Here is a 17,347-nt window from a genome sequence, read left to right as displayed (position 1 = left end):
GCAGGCAAGCGGAAATCGCCCGGCCCGCCGCGACATCGGGCCGTTCCCGCGAGGGGTGCCGCTCAGCCGGCCGGGCCCGCGCCGAGGTCGATCAGGTGGAAGAAGCTGCCGCTGACCCTCGCGTTCCCGGTCCCCCGGCATGAGCCCGTCTCGCCCACCGCGGCGCCGGTCGCATCCTCGACCGACGCCAGCGGCGGGTCGGGCTGCGACAGGATCGTGGCATAGTGGAACTCGTGCCCGCGCAGGGCGCGCGCGCGGCCGAGGCCCGGCAGCGGGTGCAGGGGCCGCGCCAGCCGGTAGCCGAGGTGCATCCGCCGGGCGGCGAAGCTGGTCTCGAGCCCCAGCAGCCCGGCCATCTGGTGCCGCGTCCCGTCCGCGGCCACGAGCCCCGCCCCCAGCGCCATGTAGCCGCCGCACTCACCATGCACCGGCCGGGTCCGGGCGAAGGCGGCGAGCCCGGCGCGGAACCCCTCGGCGGCGGCGAGGGCGCCCGCGTGCAGCTCGGGGTAGCCGCCGGGCAGCCAGCAGACGGTCGCGCTGGGGTCGGGGCTCTCGTCCTGCAGGGGCGAGAACGGCAGGATCGTCGCCCCCGCGGCCCGCCAGTCGGCGAGCAGATGCGGATAGATGAACGAGAACGCCGCATCCCGCGCCAGCGCGATCCGCTCACCCGGCGGGGGCACGGGCGGGCCGCCCGAGGTCGGCGCCCCCGCGCGGGCCAGCGCCCGCAGCGCGGCGAGGTCGCAATGCGCCGCGACGAAGGCGCCGAGCGCCGCCAGCGTTGCGTCGAGGCGCGGCAGCTCCTCGGCCTGCACCAGCCCCAGGTGCCGCGCGGGCAGCGTCACGTCGGGGCGGCGCGGCAGGGCGCCCAGCACCGGGATGCCGGCGCTGGCGAAGCCCGCCCGCACCAGCGCCTCGTGCCGGGCCGAGGCGACGCGGTTCAGGATCACCCCCGCCAGCGTCACGTCGGCGCGGAAGCGGGCGAGCCCCAGCCCCACCGCCGCCGCCGTCTGCGCCTGCCCCGCGCAGTCGATCACCGCCACCACCGGCCAGCCGGTCAGCGCGGCGATGTCGGCGCTGGCCCCGGTCCCCGCCGCGCCCGGCCGGGCCACGCCGTCGAAAAGCCCCATCGCCCCCTCGGCGATCACCAGATCGGCCCCGCGCGCCGCCCCGACCAACGCGCCGATCCGCCCCGGCCCCATCGCCCAGCTGTCGAGGTTGAGCGACACCCGCCCCGCCGCGGCCGCGTGAAAGGCCGGGTCGATGTAATCCGGCCCGCACTTGAAGGGCTGCACCGCCACGCCCTCGGCCCGCAGCGCCGCGATCAGCCCCAGCGTCACCGTGGTCTTGCCGCTGCCCGATCCGGCGGCCGCGACCAGCAGCCCGGGCGGAGTCATTCGGGGAACCGCGGCGCGGGGCCGACCGGGCGATAGCGGCGGTCGTAGTCTCCGGCGTAAAGGCGGCTCTCGTCGAACCCCTCGGCCCCGAGCGCGGGGCCGACGAGGATCAGCGCGGTGCGTTCGCCCCGCCCGATGGCCGGATCGAGCGTGCCGAGCGTCGCGCGCATTACCTGCTGGTCGGGCCAGCTCGCGCGGAACACCACCGCCACCGGGCAGTCGGCGCCGTAGAAGGGCGTCAGCCGGGCCACGACCTCGTCCAACACCTGCACCGACAGGTGGATGGCCAGCGTCGCCCCGGTGCGGGCGAAGTTCTCGAGCGTTTCGGCCGCGGGCATGGCCGAGGCGCGGCCCGAGGTGCGGGTCAGCACCACCGATTGCGCGACGCCCGGCAGGGTCAGCTCGGCCTCGAGCACCGCGGCGGCGGCGGCGAACGACGGCACCCCCGGCGTCACGTCGAAGGGGATGCCGAGCGCCCGCAGCCGGCGGAGTTGCTCGCCCATCGCCGACCAGATCGACAGGTCGCCCGAGTGCAGCCGCGCCACGTCCAGCCCGGCCGCGTGGGCGGCGGCGATCTCGGCCATGATCTCGTCGAGCGACAGCGGCGCGGTGTTCACGATCCGCGCGCCCGGCGGGCAGTGGGCGAGCAGCGCCGGCGGGACCAGCGACCCGGCGTAGAGGCAGACCGGGCAGGCGGCGATCAGGTCGCGGCCGCGCAGGGTGATGAGGTCGGGGGCCCCCGGCCCCGCGCCGATGAAATGAACCGTCATGCGTCCTGTCCCCTGGTTTCGGCGATGGCGCAGGTCGCCATGCCGCCCGGCGCGATGATCCGCGCCACGGTGATCCGCCCCCCCGGTCCTGCCGCGGAAAGTGCCGCCGCCTCGGCCACCGATCCGGTGCCGTGCAGCGCCTCGATCCGGGGTGAGCGGGTCGGGGTCGGCACGCCCGCCACCGCGACCCCCAGCACCGGCAGCCCCCGCGCCTGCCCGAGCGCGCGCAGCCCGGCGACCTTGCCGGGCAGGGTGGCGAGCGCCGCGACCGGGCCGCCCGCGGCCTCGGCGCGGGCCAGCACCTCGCGCAGCGCCGCCGCCAGCGCCTCGGGCGGGGCGCCGTCGCGGTAGCCGATCCCGGCGACCCTCATCGCTGCCCCCGCCACTGCACCACCGGCCGCGCCGCCTGCCAGTCGCGAAACCGCCCCAGCCGGCCGGCGGCGGCGATCTCGATCCTGAGCAGCGTGCCGCCGTGGCGGGCGTGCAGGTCCGACAGCAGGCCCTCGGCCTCGAGCGTCACGCCGTTGGCGACGACCGGGGTTCCGGGCGGCAGGCACGACCAGAGCGCGTCGTAAAGCGCCGCCTCGCCCCCGCCGCCGACGAAGACCGCGTCGGGGCGGGGCAGGGCGGGGAGGGCCGTGAGCGCCCGCTCTGCCCGCGCCTCGATCCGGTGCGAGAGGCCGAAGTGACGCGCGTTGGCGCCGATGGTGGCGGCCCGGTCCGCCCGCGCCTCGACCGCGACCGCGCGGCCGCCGGCGAGGCACCATTCGACCGAGACCGAGCCGGACCCCGCGCCCAGATCCCACAGCAGCGCCCCGGGCCGGGGGGCGAGCGCCGACAGCGTCACCGCCCGGACGGGCGCCTTGGTGATCTGGCCGTCGTGCTGGAAGAACTCGTCGGGCAGCCCGGCCGCCCGTGGCAGGCCCGCGCCCGGCGGCAGCGTCGCGCCGTCGATCGCCACTGTCACCGGCGCGGCGATGTCGGGCCAGCCGGCCCCCTCGCGCAGCCGCTCGCGCGGGCCGCCGAGCGCTTCGGCCACGGTCAGCCGCGCGGCACCGAAGCCGTTCGCGCCCAGCCACGCCGACAGCGCCCCCACCGCCGGCCCGTCGCGCAGCGTGCAGAGCACCCGCACCCCCGGCGCGAGCACCGGGCGCAACCGCTCGAACGGGGCGGCGTGCAGGCCGAGGCAGGCGACCTCTTCCAGCCGCCAGCCGAGCCGCGCGGCGAGCAGCGAGAAGCTGCCGGCGACGGGGTGCGCGACCCACTCGGCCGGGGACAGCTGGGCTGCGACCGACCCGCCCGCGCCGAACCAGAACGGATCGCCCGAGACGAGCATCGCCACCCGCTCGCCTCGCCGGGCGAGCAGCGGGCCGAGGTCGAAGGGCACCGGCCACGCCTGCCCCCGCGCCCCGGCGCCGACCAGCGCCAGATGCCGGGGGGCGCCGAACACGACCTCGGCCCGCGCCAGCGCGGCGCGGCTTGCCTCCGACAGGCCCGCCGGCCCATCCTCGCCCAACCCGATGATGGCAAGCCAAGGTTCAGTCATGCCGCGCATCCTGCTGCTGGGCGGCACGACCGAAGCGAGCCTCATGGCCCGCGCGCTGGCCGAGGCCGGGGTGGAGGCGGTGTTTTCCTACGCCGGGCGCACCCACCAGCCGGTGCCGCAACCGCTGCCGGTGCGGGTGGGCGGGTTCGGCGGCGCGGCGGGGCTGGCCCGGTGGCTGCGCGCCGAGGGCATCAGCCACGTCATCGACGCGACCCACCCCTTTGCCGCGCAGATGAGCCGCAATGCGGTCGAGGCCTGCGCCCGCACCGCCACCCCGCTGATCGGGCTCGAACGGCCGCCGTGGCAGGCCGGGCCCGGCGACGCCTGGCGCCCCGTGGCCGACCCCGCCGCGGCGGTCGCGGCGCTGCCCGAGGCCCCGGCGCGGGTGTTCCTCGCGATCGGGAAACAGGGGCTCGCCGCCTTTGCCGCTCGCCCGCAGCACCACTACCTGCTGCGGCTGGTCGATCCGCCGGCCGAGCCCCTGCCGCTGCCGCAGGCGTCGGTGGTCATTGCCCGCGGGCCGTTCGATGCGGCCGCCGACACCGCGCTGCTGCGCGCCCACGCGATCACCCATGTGGTCGCCAAGAACGCCGGCGGCACCGGCGCCGCGGCCAAGCTGACCGCGGCCCGCACGCTCGGCCTGCCGGTGATCCTGATCGACCGGCCCGTGCTGCCGCCGCGCGCGGTCGCCGCGACGGTCGCCGGGGTGATGGCGTGGCTCGGTCATGCCTGCACCCCGCGCGGGGTATAGACCCAGCGCCCCACCCGGCGGGTGGCCTGATTGCCGACGATCACCACCGTCCTCATGTCGGCCATCTCGGGCGCCGCCTCGGCGAGCGTGACGCAGGTCAGGCTTTCCTCGGGCGTGCTGACGGCGCGGGCGAAAAGGATCAGCCGCGCGGGCTCGCACTCGGCGCGCAGCAGGCTGAGCACCTGCCCGAACTGATGCGGCCGCGCGCGCGAGCGGGGGTTGTAGAACGCCATCGCAAACCCGCCGCGGGCGGCGTGGCGAACGCGCCGCTCGACCTCGGCGAAGGGCTTGAGGTTGTCGCTGAGGTTGATGGCGCAGAAATCATGCCCGAGCGGCGCCCCGGCGCGGGCCGCGGCCGCCAGCATCGCGGTGATGCCGGGCAGGATGCGGATGTCGGCGCCCTGCCGGTCCGGGTGCGCCTCGAGCGCCTCGAACAGCGCCGAGGCCATGGCGAAGACACCCGGATCGCCGGACGACACGATCACCACCCGCGCCCCCGCCGCGGCGAGGTCGAGCGCGTGGCGGGCGCGGTCCAGCTCGACCCGGTTGTCGGTGGCGTGCAGGGTCAGCCCCGGGCGGGGCGCCACCCGCGCGACATAGGGGATATAGCCCACCACGTCGGTCGCCTGCGCCAGCGCCGCGGTGACCTCGGGCGTGACGAGGGCCGCATCGCCCGGGCCGAGGCCCGCCACCGTGACCCACCCCCCGCTCATGCGCTGCGCACCGCGGCGATGGGGCGGCGGCCCCGGCCGTGGACCAGCACGATGGCGAAATAGGGGCAGTCGGCGGCATCGACCTCGACCAGCCGGGCCAGGCGCTGATCCTCCATCGTCCCGCGCTCGATCAGCCAGGCGTCCTCGAGCCGCCCGGCCGCCGCCAGCGCGCGGCGCACGCGGGGCAGGTTGCGCCCGGTCTTCATGATCGCCAGCGCGTCGGCGCCGCGCATGTGGCGGATCAGCTCGGGCTCGGGCAGGGTGCCCATCAGCACCGTCAGCACGTCGTCGCCCCAGCTGATCGGGACCTGCGTGGCGTTCCAGCAGCCGACCATGCCGGGGATGCCGGGGATCACCTCGACCGGCACCCGGCCCTGCAGCCGGACGTAGAGATGCATGAACGAGCCGTAGAAGAACGGGTCGCCCTCGCAAAGCACCACCACCTCTTGCCCCTGCGCCACGAGGGACTGCAACCGCGCGGTCCAGTCGTCGTAGAACCCCGACAGCAGGTCGTTGTAGTCGGCCCCGTCGAAGGGCAGCTCGGTCGTGACGGGGTATTCCATCGGGTATTCGACGGCGTCAGGGGCCAGCATCCCCCGGACGATGCGCCGCGCCTGACCCTGCCGGCCGGGCTTGCGGAAATAGGCGACGTGGCGGGCGGCGCGGATCGCCCGGTCGGCGCGCACCGACATCAGCTCGGGGTCGCCGGGGCCGAGCCCGGCGCAGATGATGCGGCCAGGGGGGAGGGGATGGGGCAGGGGGCCGCTCATTCGACGCGGCTCGCCAGCGCGTTGACGGCGGCGACCGTGATCGCCGACCCGCCAAGCCGCCCCGCGACCACCACCGCCGGGGCCGGGGGGGCCTCGATCAGCGCGGCCTTGGATTCCGCCGCGCCGACGAAGCCCACGGGGCAGCCGATGATGGCGGCCGGGCGCGGGCAGGCGGGATCCTCGAGCAGGTTCAGCAGGTGGAAGAGCGCGGTCGGCGCGTTGCCGATGGCGACCACGGCGCCGGCGAGATGCGGCCGCCACAGCTCGACCGCCGCCGCCGAGCGGGTGTTGCCGATCCGCGCGGCGAGGGCGGGCACGGCGGGGTCGTGCAGGGTGCAGATGACCTCGTTCCCGGCCGGCAGGCGCGGGCGGGTGATCCCCTCGCTCACCATCCGCGCGTCGCAGAGGATCGGCGCGCCCCCCTCCAGCGCGGCACGGGCGGCGAGGGCCATGCCGGGGGTGAAGCGCACGTCGCGCGCCAGCGCCACGAGGCCCGCGGCGTGGATCATGCGGACCACCACGACCTCTTCCTCGGGGGTGAAGGCGGCCAGGTCGGCCTCGGCCCGGATGGTGGCGAAGGACTGGCGATAGATCGCCGCCCCGTCCGTCTCGTAAGCATGGGGCATCAGAACAAATCCTTGGGATCGAGAGTGGCGGCGGCAAGCCCCCGCTTCATCGGGGGTGCGCCGGGGGCGCCGTCGCGGATCAGGTCGAAGCCGGCGCCGGTGGCGACCAGCGTCACGTCGGCCGGGCCCGGATGGGCGCAGCCCTTGGCGCAGCCCGAGACGTGCAGCACCCGCCCCGTGGGCACCCCGGGCGCGAGCCGCCGGGCCAGCCCCCGCACCGGGGCAAGGCCCTGCAGGCAGTCCGGCGCGCCGGGGCAGGCGGCGACCCGCAGGATCGGGTCGGCGGGGTCGGTGATGACCCCGGGCAGGGCGGGCAGGCGGGTCGCGCCCTCGATGAGCAGCATCCGCCACGGCGTGACGCGCAGGGGCCCCAGCGCGCCGAGGGCGGCGAGCGTCCCGGCGCGCATCCGGCCGAAGGCCACGGCGACGAGCGCGCCCTCGGGGCCAAGGCCGGGGACCGGGGTTGGGGCAGGCGCGGCCGGGGCGATGCGCCCGGCGAGCGCGCCCGGCGGCACCGCGCCGCGGGCGATCAGCCGCGCCATCCGGCCGCGCCCCCCGCTTACCCCGCCCGCCGCCACGAACCAGCGCGCCAGCGCGACCACGGCCGCCGCCGCATCCTCGACCGGCGCGCCGAGCGCCGCGCCGTCGCAGCGGACGAGCAGCCGGCCGTCGGCGGACCGCTCGAGGCGGATGTCGGCGGCGACCGCCGAGAGGGCCGGGGCCGGGCCGGTGTCCACGGCAAAGCCGAACTTCGCCGGCAGCGCGGGCATCTGCGCCAGCGCCCCCTGCACCGCGGCCGCGAACGCCAGCGTCGCGGCATCGGCGAAGGGCGTCACGAGGATGTTGCGGCGCCGTTCCGCCTCGGCGTCGGGGTCGATCAGCCCCAGCGCCGAGAGCGCGGCGATCAGGCCCGGGTGGCCCGCCTCGGACACCCCGCGCAGCTGGACGTTGCCGCGCGCCGAAAGCTCGATCCAGCCGTTGCCGAAGGCGCCGGCGGCTGCCGCGAGGCCGCGGGCCTGCGCCCCCGTCAGCCGGCCGAGCGCCGGGCGCACCCGCACCACCAGCCCGTCGCCGGTCGGCATCGGGCGCAGCGCGCCGGGGCACCAGCCCTGGACCTGGAACCCGCTCATCCCCCCACCCCCAGCGTGGCGGCGATCGAGTTGCGGCGGGTGACCCACAGCCCGGCCTCGGCGAGCCTTTGGAACAGGTCGCGCAGCGCTGCCAGCGCGGCGGGATTCTCGCGCGCCATGAAGGCCACCAGATCGTCGCGGCCGAGGGTCGCGTCATGGTAGAGGTCGAAGAGATGCGGCGGCACCACCCCGGCCAGATGGGCAAAGGCCGCCATGTGGTCGGCGGTGGCCGCGATTTCGGCCGCGCCGCGGAAGCCGTGCCGCATCATCCCGTCGGCCCAGGCCGGGTCGGCGGCGCGGGCGCGGACCACGCGGGCGATCTCTTCGGTCAGGCTGCGGGCGCGGGGGCGGTCCGCGCGGGTCGCGTCGAGATGGTAGAGCGCGGGGGTGGCGCTGCCCAGCCGGGCCCGCGCGGCGGCGAACCCCCCCTCGTGCGCGGCATAGTCGGCGGCCAGCAGCAGGTCGCTTTCGGGCAGATCCTGCGCGTGGACGAAGCTGTCCGCCCCGCGCAGCCGTGCCTCGAGCCCCGCGCGGTCGGGGCGGGACTGCCCGTCGGCGCCGATCGCCCAGCTCGAGGCGGCAAGCCACGCCTCGCCCGCCGCGGCCCGCGCCGCGGGGGTGAAATCGTCCATCGCCACCCCCATGCCCAGCCCGTACTGCCCCGGTCGGGGGCCGAAGACGCGCGCGGCGGCGGCGGCGCGATAGGGGTTGTCGGCGGCGCCCTCGTCCCGGGCGGCGAGCATCGCGGCGCCGGTCTCGAACAGCGTCGCAAGCCCCGGAAACACGTCGCGGAAGAGGCCCGAGACGCGCAGCGTCACGTCGATCCGGGGCCGGCCGAGCTGCGCGAGCGCCAGCACCTCGACGCCCGAGACGCGCGCCGAGCCCGCATCCCAGACCGGGGCGAGCCCGGCGAGGTGCAGCGCCATGGCGAACTCTTCACCCGCGGTGCGCATGGTGGCGCTGCCCCACAGATCGACGACCAGCCCCTGCGGCCAGTCGCCGTGGTCCTGCAAATGGCGGCGCAGCAGCTCTTCGGCCAGCCGGACGCCCTGCGCGTGGGCGGCTCGGCTCGGCACCGCGCGGGGATCGACGGCAAAGAGGTTGCGCCCGGTCGGCAGCACGTCCGACCGCCCCCGCGCGGGCGAGCCCGACGGCCCCGGCGCCACCCGCAGGCCGGCGAGCGCGCGGCGCAGCCCATCGCGCTCGGCCGCGCCGCAGGGGCCGCGGCCCAGCACGTGCAGCCCGTCGCCGTAGCTGCTTTCCTTGATGTCGCAGACGAAGCGGTCGATCCGGGTCATCGCCTCGGCGGCCGAGGCGCCGGCCGGGATGCCGAGGTCGGCCTCGACGCCCGAGGCCTGCGCCTCGGCCCGGATGTCGCCGATCAGCCGGTCGCGGCGGGCGGGGTCGAGCCCGTCGGCGGTGGAATATTCGTCGAGCAGCCGTTCCAGCCGCGCCATCCCCGCAGGCAGCGCGGCGGCGCGCAGGGGCGGGGGCAGGTGGCCGAGCGTCAGCGCCCCGATCCGGCGCTTGGCCTGCGCGGCCTCGCCGGGGTCGTTGACGATGAAGGGATAGATCACCGGCAGGTCGCCCGCGAGCGCCTCGGGCCAGCAGGCCGCCGACAGCGCCACCGACTTGCCCGGCAGCCATTCGAGCGTCCCGTGCGCGCCCATGTGCAGCATCGCGTGCAGCCCCTGCGCCCGCAGCCACAGGTAGAAGGCGACGTAGCCGTGGCGGGGGACGCGGGACAGGTCGTGATAGTCGTCGTCGCGGCGCGCGACCTCGCCCCGTTCCGGTTGCAGCGCGACCAGCGCCGCCCCGCAGCGGGTGGCCGCGAAGCGGAAGGCGCCGTCGCGGCAGGCGGGATCGTCGGCCGGATCGCCCCACGCGGCGTCGAGGTCGGCCCGCAGCGCCGCGGGCAGGGCGCCGAGCGCGGCGCGATAGTCGGCGAGCGGCCAGGCGAGCGTCTCGGTCCGCAGCGCGGGGGCGAGGGGGCGGGGGGCCACGGCGTAGCCCGCGGCCGCGAGATCAGCCAGCAGCGCCTCGGTCGAGGCGAGCGCGTCGAGGCCCACCGCATGGGCCATCTGGTGCGCGCGCCCCGGATAGGTCGAGAGCACCACGGCCAGCCGCCGGTCGGCGGGGGCGGCCGCGGCCAGCCGCAGCCAGCCCGCGATGCGGGCCACCGCCGCGGCCACGCGCTCGGGCTCGGCGCGGTGGGCGAAGCGGGCGAATTGCAGGGCGGGGTCGCGCCGGCCGGCGCTCTTGAACGAGACGACGCCCGCGAACAGGCGCCCGTCCACCTCGGGCAGGACGACGTGCATGGCGAGGTCGGCGGGTGACAATCCGCGCTCGGACCCGGCCCAGTCGCGGCGCCGCGCGGTCGAGAGCGCGACCTGGAACACCGGGCAGTCGGCGGGGTCGAAGGGCGCCTCGCCCGCGTCCGAGCGGGCGGAAAAGGCGGTGGCGTTGACGATGGCGGGCGGGTTGGCCGCGGCCAGTATCGGGCGCAGCCACGCGGCGAAGCCCGGCGCCTTGAGCGAGGCGGCGAAGACGCCGATCGCCGCCAGCCCCGAAGCGCGCAGGGCGCGGATCAGCGCATCGACCGGGACGGTGTCGGCGGCGGTGAGGTAGCTGCGGTAGAAGCAGACGAGCACCACCCGGCCCGGCGGCAGCTCGCCCACCACGCCCAGATCGGGGTCGTAAAGCCCCATCTCGGGCACCAGCCGCTCGCCCTCGACCGGCGCGGCGTCGAGCCCCGCCGCCCGCGCCAGTTCCGCCAGCGCCGCCTGCGCGGCCACCGCGCCGCCTGCATCACACAGCCTGGCCAGCCGCCGCAGCACCGGGCCGGGCAGGGTCGAGGCCGCCTCGAGCGCCGGGTCGGGCCGCCCGTCGGCGGGCAGCACGGCGAGCGCGATCCCCCGCCGCCGCGCGAGGTCCTGGATCGAGGCGATGCCGTAGGGCCAGTAGGCCGTGCCGCCGATCAGCCGGATCAGGATGGCCTTCGCCCCGGCCAGCGTGCGCTCGACATAGGTATCGACCGACAGCGGGTGGCGCAGGGCCACGATGTTCTGCACCCGCAGCGCGGGCAGGGTGCCGCCCGCCCGCCGCCATCCCGCCGCGAACGCGCCGAGGTCGCTGTCCGAGAACGACAGCACCACGAGGTCGGCCGGGTCCTGCGCCGGATCGAAGGGCGCCTCGGCCTCGTCCAGCCCCCGGCTGTCGCGGAAGACGACGTGCATCCGTGGCTAGCCCACAAGCACCGCGCGGATCGCCGCCGGGTCGATGTGGTCATGCTCGGCGATCACCACCAGCCGCCCCTGCCGGGGTGCCGCGCCCCACGGGCGGTCGAACTGGTGGCGCACCCGCTCGCCCACCGCCTGCACGAGCAGCCGCATGGGCTTGCCCGCGACGGCGACGTGGCCCTTGACGCGCAGCACCTGCTGCTCGCGCGCCAGACGCTCGATGCGGGCGGCGAGAAGGGCGGGGTCGGCGATCTCGGGCAGGTCGATCACCACGCTGTCGAAGTCGTCGTGCTCGTGGTCGTCGGCGCCGTCGTGGTGGCTGGGCCGGGCGGCGAGGTCATCCTCGGCCGCGGCATCCAGCCCCAGGACGACGCGCGGGTCCACCGCCCCCTCGACCACCGGGAGGATCGGCAGGCGGCGCGGGTTCTCGGCCTCGATCGCCGCGCGCGCGGCCTCGACCCCCGCAGGGCCGGCCAGGTCGGCCTTGGTCAGCAGGATCAGGTCGGCGCAGGCGATCTGGTCCTCGAACACCTCGGCCAGCGGGGTGTCGTGGTCGAGGCTGTCGTCGGCCGCCCGCTGCGCCGCCACCGCCGCGAGGTTGGGGGCAAAGCGCCCCGCCGCCACCGCCTCGGCATCGGCGAGCGCGATCACCCCGTCCACGGTGATCCGCGACCGGATCGCCGGCCAGTCGAACGCCTTGAGCAGCGGCTTCGGCAGCGCGAGGCCCGAGGTCTCGATCAGGATGTGGTCGGGGCGCTGCGGCATCGCCATCAGCGCCTCGATCGTCGGGATGAAGTCGTCGGCGACCGTGCAGCAGATGCAGCCGTTGGCCAGCTCGACGATGTTCTCGGCCGGGCAGTTGGCGTCGGCGCAGGATTTCAGGATCTCGCCATCGACGCCCACGGTGCCGAACTCGTTGACGAGGATCGCGAGGCGCCGGCCCTGCGGGTTCTGCATCAGGTGGCGGATGAGCGTGGTCTTGCCCGCCCCGAGGAAGCCGGTGATGACGGTGACGGGGATCTTGGTCAGGTCGGACATGGGTCAGCTTTCGATCGGGGGGATGCGGGCAAGGCTCTGCTTGCGGAAGATCACCGGCCGGTCGCGCCACGGCACGAGACCGTCGGGCGTCGCGGCGAAGAGCCCGGCGCCGCGCAGGATCTCGGGTGCGTCGTCGGGGGTCATGCGGCCGTAGACATAGGACCAGCCGCCGGGCTTCGTCAGCGCGACGGAACAGCCGTGATCGCAGGCGGACAGGCACTCGACGGCGCGCAGGGTCACCCCCGCGGGCGCGGGGGACCGGGCGAGGCGGTCGTGCAGGCGCTGGCCGGCGCAGGCCTCGCCCTCGGTCACGGGCTGCCCGGCGCGGCAGGTGGTGCAGACGTGCAGAACCGTGGTCATGGCCTTCTCCCGCAAAAACGAACGGGGTCAGCCTGCAGCATGGGCGCGCGCGTCGGCCCGGATGCCGAAGGTCACGGAACACCCCGTCCGCGCATTCAGTTCAGGCGCTGGCAGGTCTCCCGGCTTGCGGATATCGGGGCAGGCGCGAGGGCCTGACCCGGCGCTCTGCCCGTCTTCCCGAACCTTGCGGCCAGTGACATGCGGCAGACCTTTCCGGTCACGGTCGCGGGGGCGGCTGCGCTTGGGGCGGTGCGGCAGGCGTGCCGCGAACCCTGTCGCATTCCCTTTTCACCTGCCCTAAGACAGGCACCTGCGCCTGCGCACCTAGTCTGCGACCCGGGCCTTGCTGTCAAGAACGAAGGAGGCGCCCGATGCCCGACACCGCCGACACGACCACGCTCGATGCGCCCGACGACCTCGCCCGCCACGCCGGCAAGATGGCGAAGAAGAAGGCCGCCCGCGACCGGATCATGGCCGGGAAGTCGGGCGACAAGGGCCTGCTGATCGTCCACACCGGGTCGGGCAAGGGCAAGTCCTCGGCCGGGTTCGGGATGATCCTGCGCTGCATCGCCCACGGGATGCCCTGCGCCGTGGTGCAGTTCATCAAGGGCGCCTGGGACACGGGCGAGCGGCGGCTGATCGAGGGGCAGTTCGGCCATCTGTGCGCGTTTCACGCCATGGGCGAGGGCTTCACCTGGGAAACGCAGGACAAGGCCCGCGACATCGCCGCCGCCCGCGCCGCGTGGGAGAAAGCGAAAGAGCTGATCCGCAACCCCGCGATCCGCTTCGTCCTGCTGGACGAGATCAACATCGCGCTGCGCTACGACTACCTCGATCTGGACGAGGTGCTGGCCTTCCTGCGCGACGAGCGCCCGCCCCTGACCCACGTCTGCCTGACCGGGCGCAACGCCAGCCCGGCGCTGATCGAGGCGGCCGATCTGGTCACCGAGATGACGCTGGTCAAGCACCCCTTCCGGTCGGGGATCAAGGGCCAGCCCGGCGTCGAGTTCTGACCCCATGCCCGCGCTCATGGTGCAGGGCTGCGGGTCGAACGTCGGCAAGTCGATGCTGGTCGCGGGCCTCTGCCGGGCGGCGCGGCGGCGCGGGCTGACCGTCGCCCCGTTCAAGCCGCAGAACATGTCGAACAACGCCGCCGTGACGGCGGACGGGGGCGAGATCGGGCGCGCGCAGGCCCTGCAGGCGATGGCCTGCGGGCTGGACCCGGTGACCGACATGAACCCGGTGCTGCTGAAGCCCGAGACCGACACCGGCGCGCAGGTCGTCGTGCAGGGGAGGCGCCTGACCACCACCCGCGCCCGCGACTATGCGGCGCTGAAGCCGCGGCTGATGGGCGCGGTGCTGGAGAGTTTCCACCGCCTCGCGGCCGCCCATGACCTCGTGATCGTCGAGGGCGCCGGCAGCCCGGCCGAGGTCAACCTGCGCGCGAACGACATCGCCAACATGGGCTTTGCCCGCGCCGCGGACGTGCCCGTGGTGCTGGTCGGCGACATCGACCGCGGCGGGGTGATCGCGCAGATCGTGGGCACGCAGGCGGTGATCGACCCCGCCGATGCCGCGCTGATCGCGGGGTTTCTGGTCAACAAGTTCCGCGGCGACCCGCGGCTCTTCGACGACGGCTACCGCTTCGTGGCCGAGCGGACCGGCTGGCGCGGCTTCGGCGTCGTGCCGTGGTTTTCGGGCGCGCATCTGCTGCCGGCCGAGGATGCGCTGGACCTCGGCAGCGGGCGGCGCCGGGACGGGGTGACGATCGCCGCGCTGTGCCTGTCGCGGATCGCCAACTTCGACGACCTCGACCCGCTCGGGGCCGAGCCGGGGGTCGATCTGGTGATGGTCGCGCCCGGCCAGCCGATCCCCGGCGACGCGCGGCTGGTGATCCTGCCTGGGACGAAATCGACGCGCGGCGACCTGGCCTTCCTGCGGGATCAGGGCTGGGACGTGGACCTGGCCGCCCATGTCCGGCGCGGCGGCCACGTCCTGGGCATCTGCGGCGGCTACCAGATGCTCGGCGGGCTGATCGCCGACCCCGAGGGGATCGAGGGGGCGGCCGGGCAGACGCCGGGCCTCGGCCTTCTGGACGTTCACACGGTGATGTCGCCCGACAAGCGCCTGAGCCGGGTGACGGGTCAGCACCTCGAAAGCGGCCTGCCGCTGTCGGGGTACGAGATTCACATCGGCCGGACCACCGGCCCCGATTGCGCGCGGCCCTTCGCGCTGGTCGAGGGCCGCCCCGAGGGCGCGCAAAGCGCCTGCGGCCGGATCGGCGGCACCTATCTGCACGGGATGTTCCTGTCGGACGCGTTCCGCGCCGCGTTTCTGGCCCGCCTCGGCATCGCCGCCGCGCCGCGCAGCCACGCGGCGGCGGTCGAGGGGACGCTGGACGCCCTCGCCGATCACCTCGAGGCGCATCTGGACGTGCCGGGGCTGCTCGCGCTCGCCCGCTAGGGGCTGAGCGCGGCGGCGAGGCGGTGCCACTCCGCCTCGGGCCCCGGCAGGCCGAGGCGCAGCAGGCGGTCGGACCAGGGGAAGATCCGGCTCCAGACCCGGTGCCGGGCGAGGCGGTCCTGCGCGGCCCGCGCGTCCGGCGTCTGATAGAGGCGGAAGAGCGTCGTGCCGCCCGCCAGCCGCCACCCCGCCGCAAGCGCGAGGCCATCGGCCCGCGCCGCGTCCTGCGCAAGCTGCTCGCGCATCGCTGCGGCCCAGCGGTCGTCGGAGAGCGCCTGCCGCCCGATCTCGATGGCCGGGCCCGAGACCGGCCACGGCCCGGCCAGCTGCGCCAGCGCGGCGATGTCGGCGGGCGCGCCGAAGGCGAACCCCAGCCGCAGCCCGGCGAGGCCGTAGAACTTGCCGAACGAGCGCAGGATCAGCAGCCTGTCCCGCCCCGCCTGCGGCAGCAGCGACAGCGCGGGCGCGACGTCGGCGAAGCTTTCATCGACCACCAGCAGCCCGACTCTCTGCGCCAGCGCGAGCAACTCGGCCGGTGCATGGGCGCGCCCGTCGGGGTTGTTCGGGTTGACCACCACCGCCAGATCGGCGCCGTGTAGCGCGTCGAGGTCGGTCACGGTCGCCACCGTCCAGCCCGCCCGGTCGAGGCTCGCCGCGTGTTCGTTGTAGGTCGGCCCGAGCACCGCCGCCCGCCCGGGCCGGCGCAGCAGCGGCAGCAGCTGGATCGCCGCCTGTGCCCCGCCGAGCGCGACCCCCGCCGCCGGCGCCGCGACGCCCCAGGCCCGCGCGGCCTGCGCCACCAGCGCCTCTTGCGCCGCGCGGGTCGGCAGGTGGCGCCAGACCTCGGCCTCGAGCGGGGGGAGGGCCCAGGGGCGGCGGTTGATGCCGGTGGACAGGTCGATCCAGTCGCCCGCGCCGAAGCGGGCCACGGCCGCGTCCAGATTGCCCCCGTGGTCGCGCAAACCCCGCCCTCCCGTGATCTGGCGGGGTTAGCGAGGCGTCGCGCGCTGTGCAAGCGGGGGAGGGGGGGCTGCGCCGGCCGGTCAGGCCACGCGTCAGTTCACCAGCAGCTTGCCGTTGCGGACATGGCGGGCGGCGAGCCTGCGGCCCATCCAGCCCGGAACCAGAACGCGGGCGGGTGACGGGACATGATCCCGATCCGCCAATTCGGGAAACAGCGCAAAGATTTCCCGGCGCGCCGCCGCGCCGACCGTCTTGAGGGCCTCGGGGCCGGTATAGAGGGACTCGGTTTCCGCGCCGTTCGAGATCACCACCTCGTGCCGGTCGAACATCAGGTGGTAATACGTGACCTCGGTCACGTCGCGGGCGACCTCGATCCCGTCGATCTCGCACAGCTGCTTGGCGGCGACGAGGATCTCGGGCGTGCCGAACATCTTCTGCGCGATCTTCGAGCGGACGAGAACCCGGTGCTGCGGGCTCACCAGCAGATCGGCCGAGGGGATGTTGGTGCCGAGCGCGTGGCGGCGGATGCGGATCGGGCGCATCTGTGCGCGCGCCGCCAGGTCGGCCGCCGACAGCCGGCGCGACCCGATCCAGCGGATCGCCTGCATCCCGCGGTCGCGGGTGAGGACGAGGTCCCCCGCGCGCAGATCCTCGACCGCCACCTGGCCCCGGTCCGTCGCAATCCGCGTGCCCGCGGCAAAGCAGAACGGGTCCATCGTGTCGATGTCGGACTGCCAGCTCAGCTCGCCCAGCAACCCCCCGGCCGAGAGGCCGGAGAAGTCGATGATCATGGTCGTGTAGAGATCGCCCACGGCCGACGCGCCGGAGAGGTTGACGATGCCTGTATAGGTCACCGTGATCGTGCCGTCGGGGTCGGGGCCATCGGGGTTCAGCCGGAACGGATAGCCGCTCGACGAGCCCGGGGTCGAGACTGCACTGTCGGTGCTGACCACCGTATCGAAGGCCGATATGGCGGGCTGAAGGTCGAATTGAAGCGAGGTCAGAAGCTTGGTCGTCGCCAGATGGTGCCAATCGAACCCGTAGGACATCGAGATGTCCGTGCCGACCGCCGCCCCGTTGGTATAGGGGTCGGTCGCGTGCCACGTGAGGATTTCCACCGACCCGTCGGCATATGTCGCCGTGATCGTGGCCCCTTCGAGATCGACCCCGCGCGAAACGGTGTCGGCCCGTAGTCCATTGACGAACTCAAACGGGCTCTCGTCCAGCCTGACAATGCTGATCGCCGGCATTTTCCCAGATCACCTTATCACTCGTAACGCGCCGAAATCTTCAACAGTTGGGTCGTATCACCACGTTCGGAGGCAGCGGACCCGGTGCGACCTGCCGTCGTGGTGTGCCGGCTCTCGGAACGAGAGAGCCGTCTGCGTCTTGCGTGCCGTCCCCCGTCCTCGATGTGACGGCGCGCGGCGCTCTCAGGTCGACGCGCAGACGTCACTCATCGGTAGAGGGCCCCAGCGCGGCCCGTCGCGCAAGCTGGTTTTTTCGGTAGTCTGCTCGTGGTTGTGGAGGTCGGGTGATCGGCGTGGCCGCGCATCGGGTGCCGGCGTCGGCAAACCTGGCTAT

16 protein-coding genes and 1 riboswitch are annotated in these 17,347 nt (G+C 75.1%); of the genes, 3 read left to right on the top strand and 13 right to left on the bottom strand.

Features of this window, described 5'->3' with window-relative positions:
• Window positions 1–62: 62 nt before the first annotated feature.
• Genes HGN31_RS15845 through cbiE form a run of 4 tightly spaced genes read right to left on the bottom strand, consistent with a single transcriptional unit; the run spans window position 63 to window position 3,710 of the window.
• The gene (locus HGN31_RS15845; protein WP_168784042.1) at window positions 63–1,394 is read right to left on the bottom strand and encodes a cobyrinic acid a,c-diamide synthase CobB; all 1,332 of its coding nucleotides are present in this window, start codon (window positions 1,392–1,394) and stop codon (window positions 63–65) included.
• On the bottom strand, window positions 1,391–2,164 hold the full coding sequence (cobM, locus tag HGN31_RS15840; protein ID WP_168784041.1) for a precorrin-4 C(11)-methyltransferase: 774 nt from the start codon (window positions 2,162–2,164) through the stop codon (window positions 1,391–1,393). Before cobM ends, HGN31_RS15845 begins: the two co-directional genes overlap by 4 nt.
• Complete coding sequence (locus HGN31_RS15835; protein WP_168784040.1) at window positions 2,161–2,535, bottom strand: cobalamin biosynthesis protein; 375 nt, start codon at window positions 2,533–2,535, stop codon at window positions 2,161–2,163. The genes cobM and HGN31_RS15835 overlap by 4 nt, the downstream gene beginning before the upstream one ends.
• Window positions 2,532–3,710, bottom strand: coding sequence for a precorrin-6y C5,15-methyltransferase (decarboxylating) subunit CbiE (gene cbiE, locus HGN31_RS15830; RefSeq protein ID WP_168784039.1), 1,179 nt, complete (start codon window positions 3,708–3,710; stop codon window positions 2,532–2,534). Before cbiE ends, HGN31_RS15835 begins: the two co-directional genes overlap by 4 nt.
• On the opposite strand from cbiE, the gene HGN31_RS15825 reads away from it, so the two are divergent.
• Window positions 3,709–4,461, top strand: coding sequence for a cobalt-precorrin-6A reductase (locus tag HGN31_RS15825; protein ID WP_168784038.1), 753 nt, complete (start codon window positions 3,709–3,711; stop codon window positions 4,459–4,461). The two genes, cbiE and HGN31_RS15825, sit on opposite strands and share 2 nt — an antisense overlap.
• Here the strand turns inward: HGN31_RS15825 and cobJ are convergent.
• The 7 genes from cobJ to HGN31_RS15790 are packed head-to-tail and all read right to left on the bottom strand — an operon-like array spanning window position 4,434 to window position 12,337.
• Window positions 4,434–5,174: a precorrin-3B C(17)-methyltransferase gene (gene cobJ, locus HGN31_RS15820; RefSeq protein ID WP_168784037.1), complete on the bottom strand. Its 741-nt coding sequence runs from the start codon at window positions 5,172–5,174 to the stop codon at window positions 4,434–4,436. The genes HGN31_RS15825 and cobJ overlap by 28 nt on opposite strands.
• Complete coding sequence (locus HGN31_RS15815; protein WP_168784036.1) at window positions 5,171–5,944, bottom strand: precorrin-2 C(20)-methyltransferase; 774 nt, start codon at window positions 5,942–5,944, stop codon at window positions 5,171–5,173. The genes cobJ and HGN31_RS15815 overlap by 4 nt, the downstream gene beginning before the upstream one ends.
• Window positions 5,941–6,570: a precorrin-8X methylmutase gene (locus tag HGN31_RS15810; RefSeq protein ID WP_168784035.1), complete on the bottom strand. Its 630-nt coding sequence runs from the start codon at window positions 6,568–6,570 to the stop codon at window positions 5,941–5,943. The genes HGN31_RS15815 and HGN31_RS15810 overlap by 4 nt, the downstream gene beginning before the upstream one ends.
• A complete protein-coding gene (gene cobG / locus HGN31_RS15805) occupies window positions 6,570–7,700 on the bottom strand; it encodes a precorrin-3B synthase (RefSeq protein WP_168784034.1) in 1,131 nt (376 codons plus the stop codon). Before cobG ends, HGN31_RS15810 begins: the two co-directional genes overlap by 1 nt.
• Window positions 7,697–10,936 carry a cobaltochelatase subunit CobN gene (gene cobN / locus HGN31_RS15800; RefSeq protein ID WP_168784033.1) on the bottom strand — a complete coding sequence of 1,080 codons (3,240 nt, stop codon included), beginning with the start codon at window positions 10,934–10,936 and terminating at the stop codon, window positions 7,697–7,699. Before cobN ends, cobG begins: the two co-directional genes overlap by 4 nt.
• A 6-nt stretch (window positions 10,937–10,942) precedes the next feature.
• Window positions 10,943–11,977 carry a cobalamin biosynthesis protein CobW gene (gene cobW, locus HGN31_RS15795; RefSeq protein ID WP_168784032.1) on the bottom strand — a complete coding sequence of 345 codons (1,035 nt, stop codon included), beginning with the start codon at window positions 11,975–11,977 and terminating at the stop codon, window positions 10,943–10,945.
• Window positions 11,978–11,980: 3 nt separating this feature from the next.
• Window positions 11,981–12,337 (bottom strand): DUF1636 family protein, encoded by a 357-nt coding sequence (locus HGN31_RS15790; protein WP_168784031.1) that lies wholly within the window; start codon window positions 12,335–12,337, stop codon window positions 11,981–11,983.
• A gap of 92 nt (window positions 12,338–12,429) precedes the next feature.
• A riboswitch (cobalamin riboswitch) is annotated at window positions 12,430–12,666 on the bottom strand.
• 42 nt (window positions 12,667–12,708) lie between these two features.
• Here HGN31_RS15790 and cobO point away from each other — a divergent pair.
• Together cobO and HGN31_RS15780 are read left to right on the top strand one after the other, a co-directional pair.
• Window positions 12,709–13,350, top strand: coding sequence for a cob(I)yrinic acid a,c-diamide adenosyltransferase (gene cobO, locus HGN31_RS15785; RefSeq protein WP_168784030.1), 642 nt, complete (start codon window positions 12,709–12,711; stop codon window positions 13,348–13,350).
• Window positions 13,351–13,354: 4 nt separating this feature from the next.
• Window positions 13,355–14,800: a cobyric acid synthase gene (locus tag HGN31_RS15780; RefSeq protein WP_168784029.1), complete on the top strand. Its 1,446-nt coding sequence runs from the start codon at window positions 13,355–13,357 to the stop codon at window positions 14,798–14,800.
• Here HGN31_RS15780 and cobD read toward each other — a convergent pair.
• Together cobD and HGN31_RS15770 are read right to left on the bottom strand one after the other, a co-directional pair.
• The gene (cobD, locus tag HGN31_RS15775) at window positions 14,797–15,762 is read right to left on the bottom strand and encodes a threonine-phosphate decarboxylase CobD (protein WP_168784028.1); all 966 of its coding nucleotides are present in this window, start codon (window positions 15,760–15,762) and stop codon (window positions 14,797–14,799) included. The two genes, HGN31_RS15780 and cobD, sit on opposite strands and share 4 nt — an antisense overlap.
• A 93-nt stretch (window positions 15,763–15,855) precedes the next feature.
• The gene (locus HGN31_RS15770; RefSeq protein WP_244961232.1) at window positions 15,856–17,013 is read right to left on the bottom strand and encodes a Hint domain-containing protein; all 1,158 of its coding nucleotides are present in this window, start codon (window positions 17,011–17,013) and stop codon (window positions 15,856–15,858) included.
• Between the last annotated feature and the right edge of the window lie 334 nt (window positions 17,014–17,347).

Source organism: Paracoccus sanguinis, assembly GCF_012689545.1.
Classification (GTDB): Bacteria; Pseudomonadota; Alphaproteobacteria; order Rhodobacterales; family Rhodobacteraceae; genus Paracoccus; species Paracoccus panacisoli.
The sequence above is the reverse complement of the archived record's forward strand: the minus strand, read 5'-3'. Positions and strand labels throughout refer to the sequence as shown.

Bases quoted from the DNA above. Each gene is read 5' to 3' on its own strand.
- HGN31_RS15845 (WP_168784042.1), bottom strand. From the start codon at position 1,394: ATGACTCCGCCCGGGCTGCTGGTCGCGGCCGCCGGATCGGGCAGCGGC.
- cobM (WP_168784041.1), bottom strand. From the start codon at position 2,164: ATGACGGTTCATTTCATCGGCGCGGGGCCGGGGGCCCCCGACCTCATC.
- HGN31_RS15835 (WP_168784040.1), bottom strand. From the start codon at position 2,535: ATGAGGGTCGCCGGGATCGGCTACCGCGACGGCGCCCCGCCCGAGGCG.
- HGN31_RS15825 (WP_168784038.1), top strand. From the start codon at position 3,709: ATGCCGCGCATCCTGCTGCTGGGCGGCACGACCGAAGCGAGCCTCATG.
- cbiE (WP_168784039.1), bottom strand. From the start codon at position 3,710: ATGACTGAACCTTGGCTTGCCATCATCGGGTTGGGCGAGGATGGGCCG.
- cobJ (WP_168784037.1), bottom strand. From the start codon at position 5,174: ATGAGCGGGGGGTGGGTCACGGTGGCGGGCCTCGGCCCGGGCGATGCG.
- HGN31_RS15815 (WP_168784036.1), bottom strand. From the start codon at position 5,944: ATGAGCGGCCCCCTGCCCCATCCCCTCCCCCCTGGCCGCATCATCTGC.
- HGN31_RS15810 (WP_168784035.1), bottom strand. From the start codon at position 6,570: ATGCCCCATGCTTACGAGACGGACGGGGCGGCGATCTATCGCCAGTCC.
- cobG (WP_168784034.1), bottom strand. From the start codon at position 7,700: ATGAGCGGGTTCCAGGTCCAGGGCTGGTGCCCCGGCGCGCTGCGCCCG.
- cobN (WP_168784033.1), bottom strand. From the start codon at position 10,936: ATGCACGTCGTCTTCCGCGACAGCCGGGGGCTGGACGAGGCCGAGGCG.
- cobW (WP_168784032.1), bottom strand. From the start codon at position 11,977: ATGTCCGACCTGACCAAGATCCCCGTCACCGTCATCACCGGCTTCCTC.
- HGN31_RS15790 (WP_168784031.1), bottom strand. From the start codon at position 12,337: ATGACCACGGTTCTGCACGTCTGCACCACCTGCCGCGCCGGGCAGCCC.
- cobO (WP_168784030.1), top strand. From the start codon at position 12,709: ATGCCCGACACCGCCGACACGACCACGCTCGATGCGCCCGACGACCTC.
- HGN31_RS15780 (WP_168784029.1), top strand. From the start codon at position 13,355: ATGCCCGCGCTCATGGTGCAGGGCTGCGGGTCGAACGTCGGCAAGTCG.
- HGN31_RS15770 (WP_244961232.1), bottom strand. From the start codon at position 17,013: ATGCCGGCGATCAGCATTGTCAGGCTGGACGAGAGCCCGTTTGAGTTC.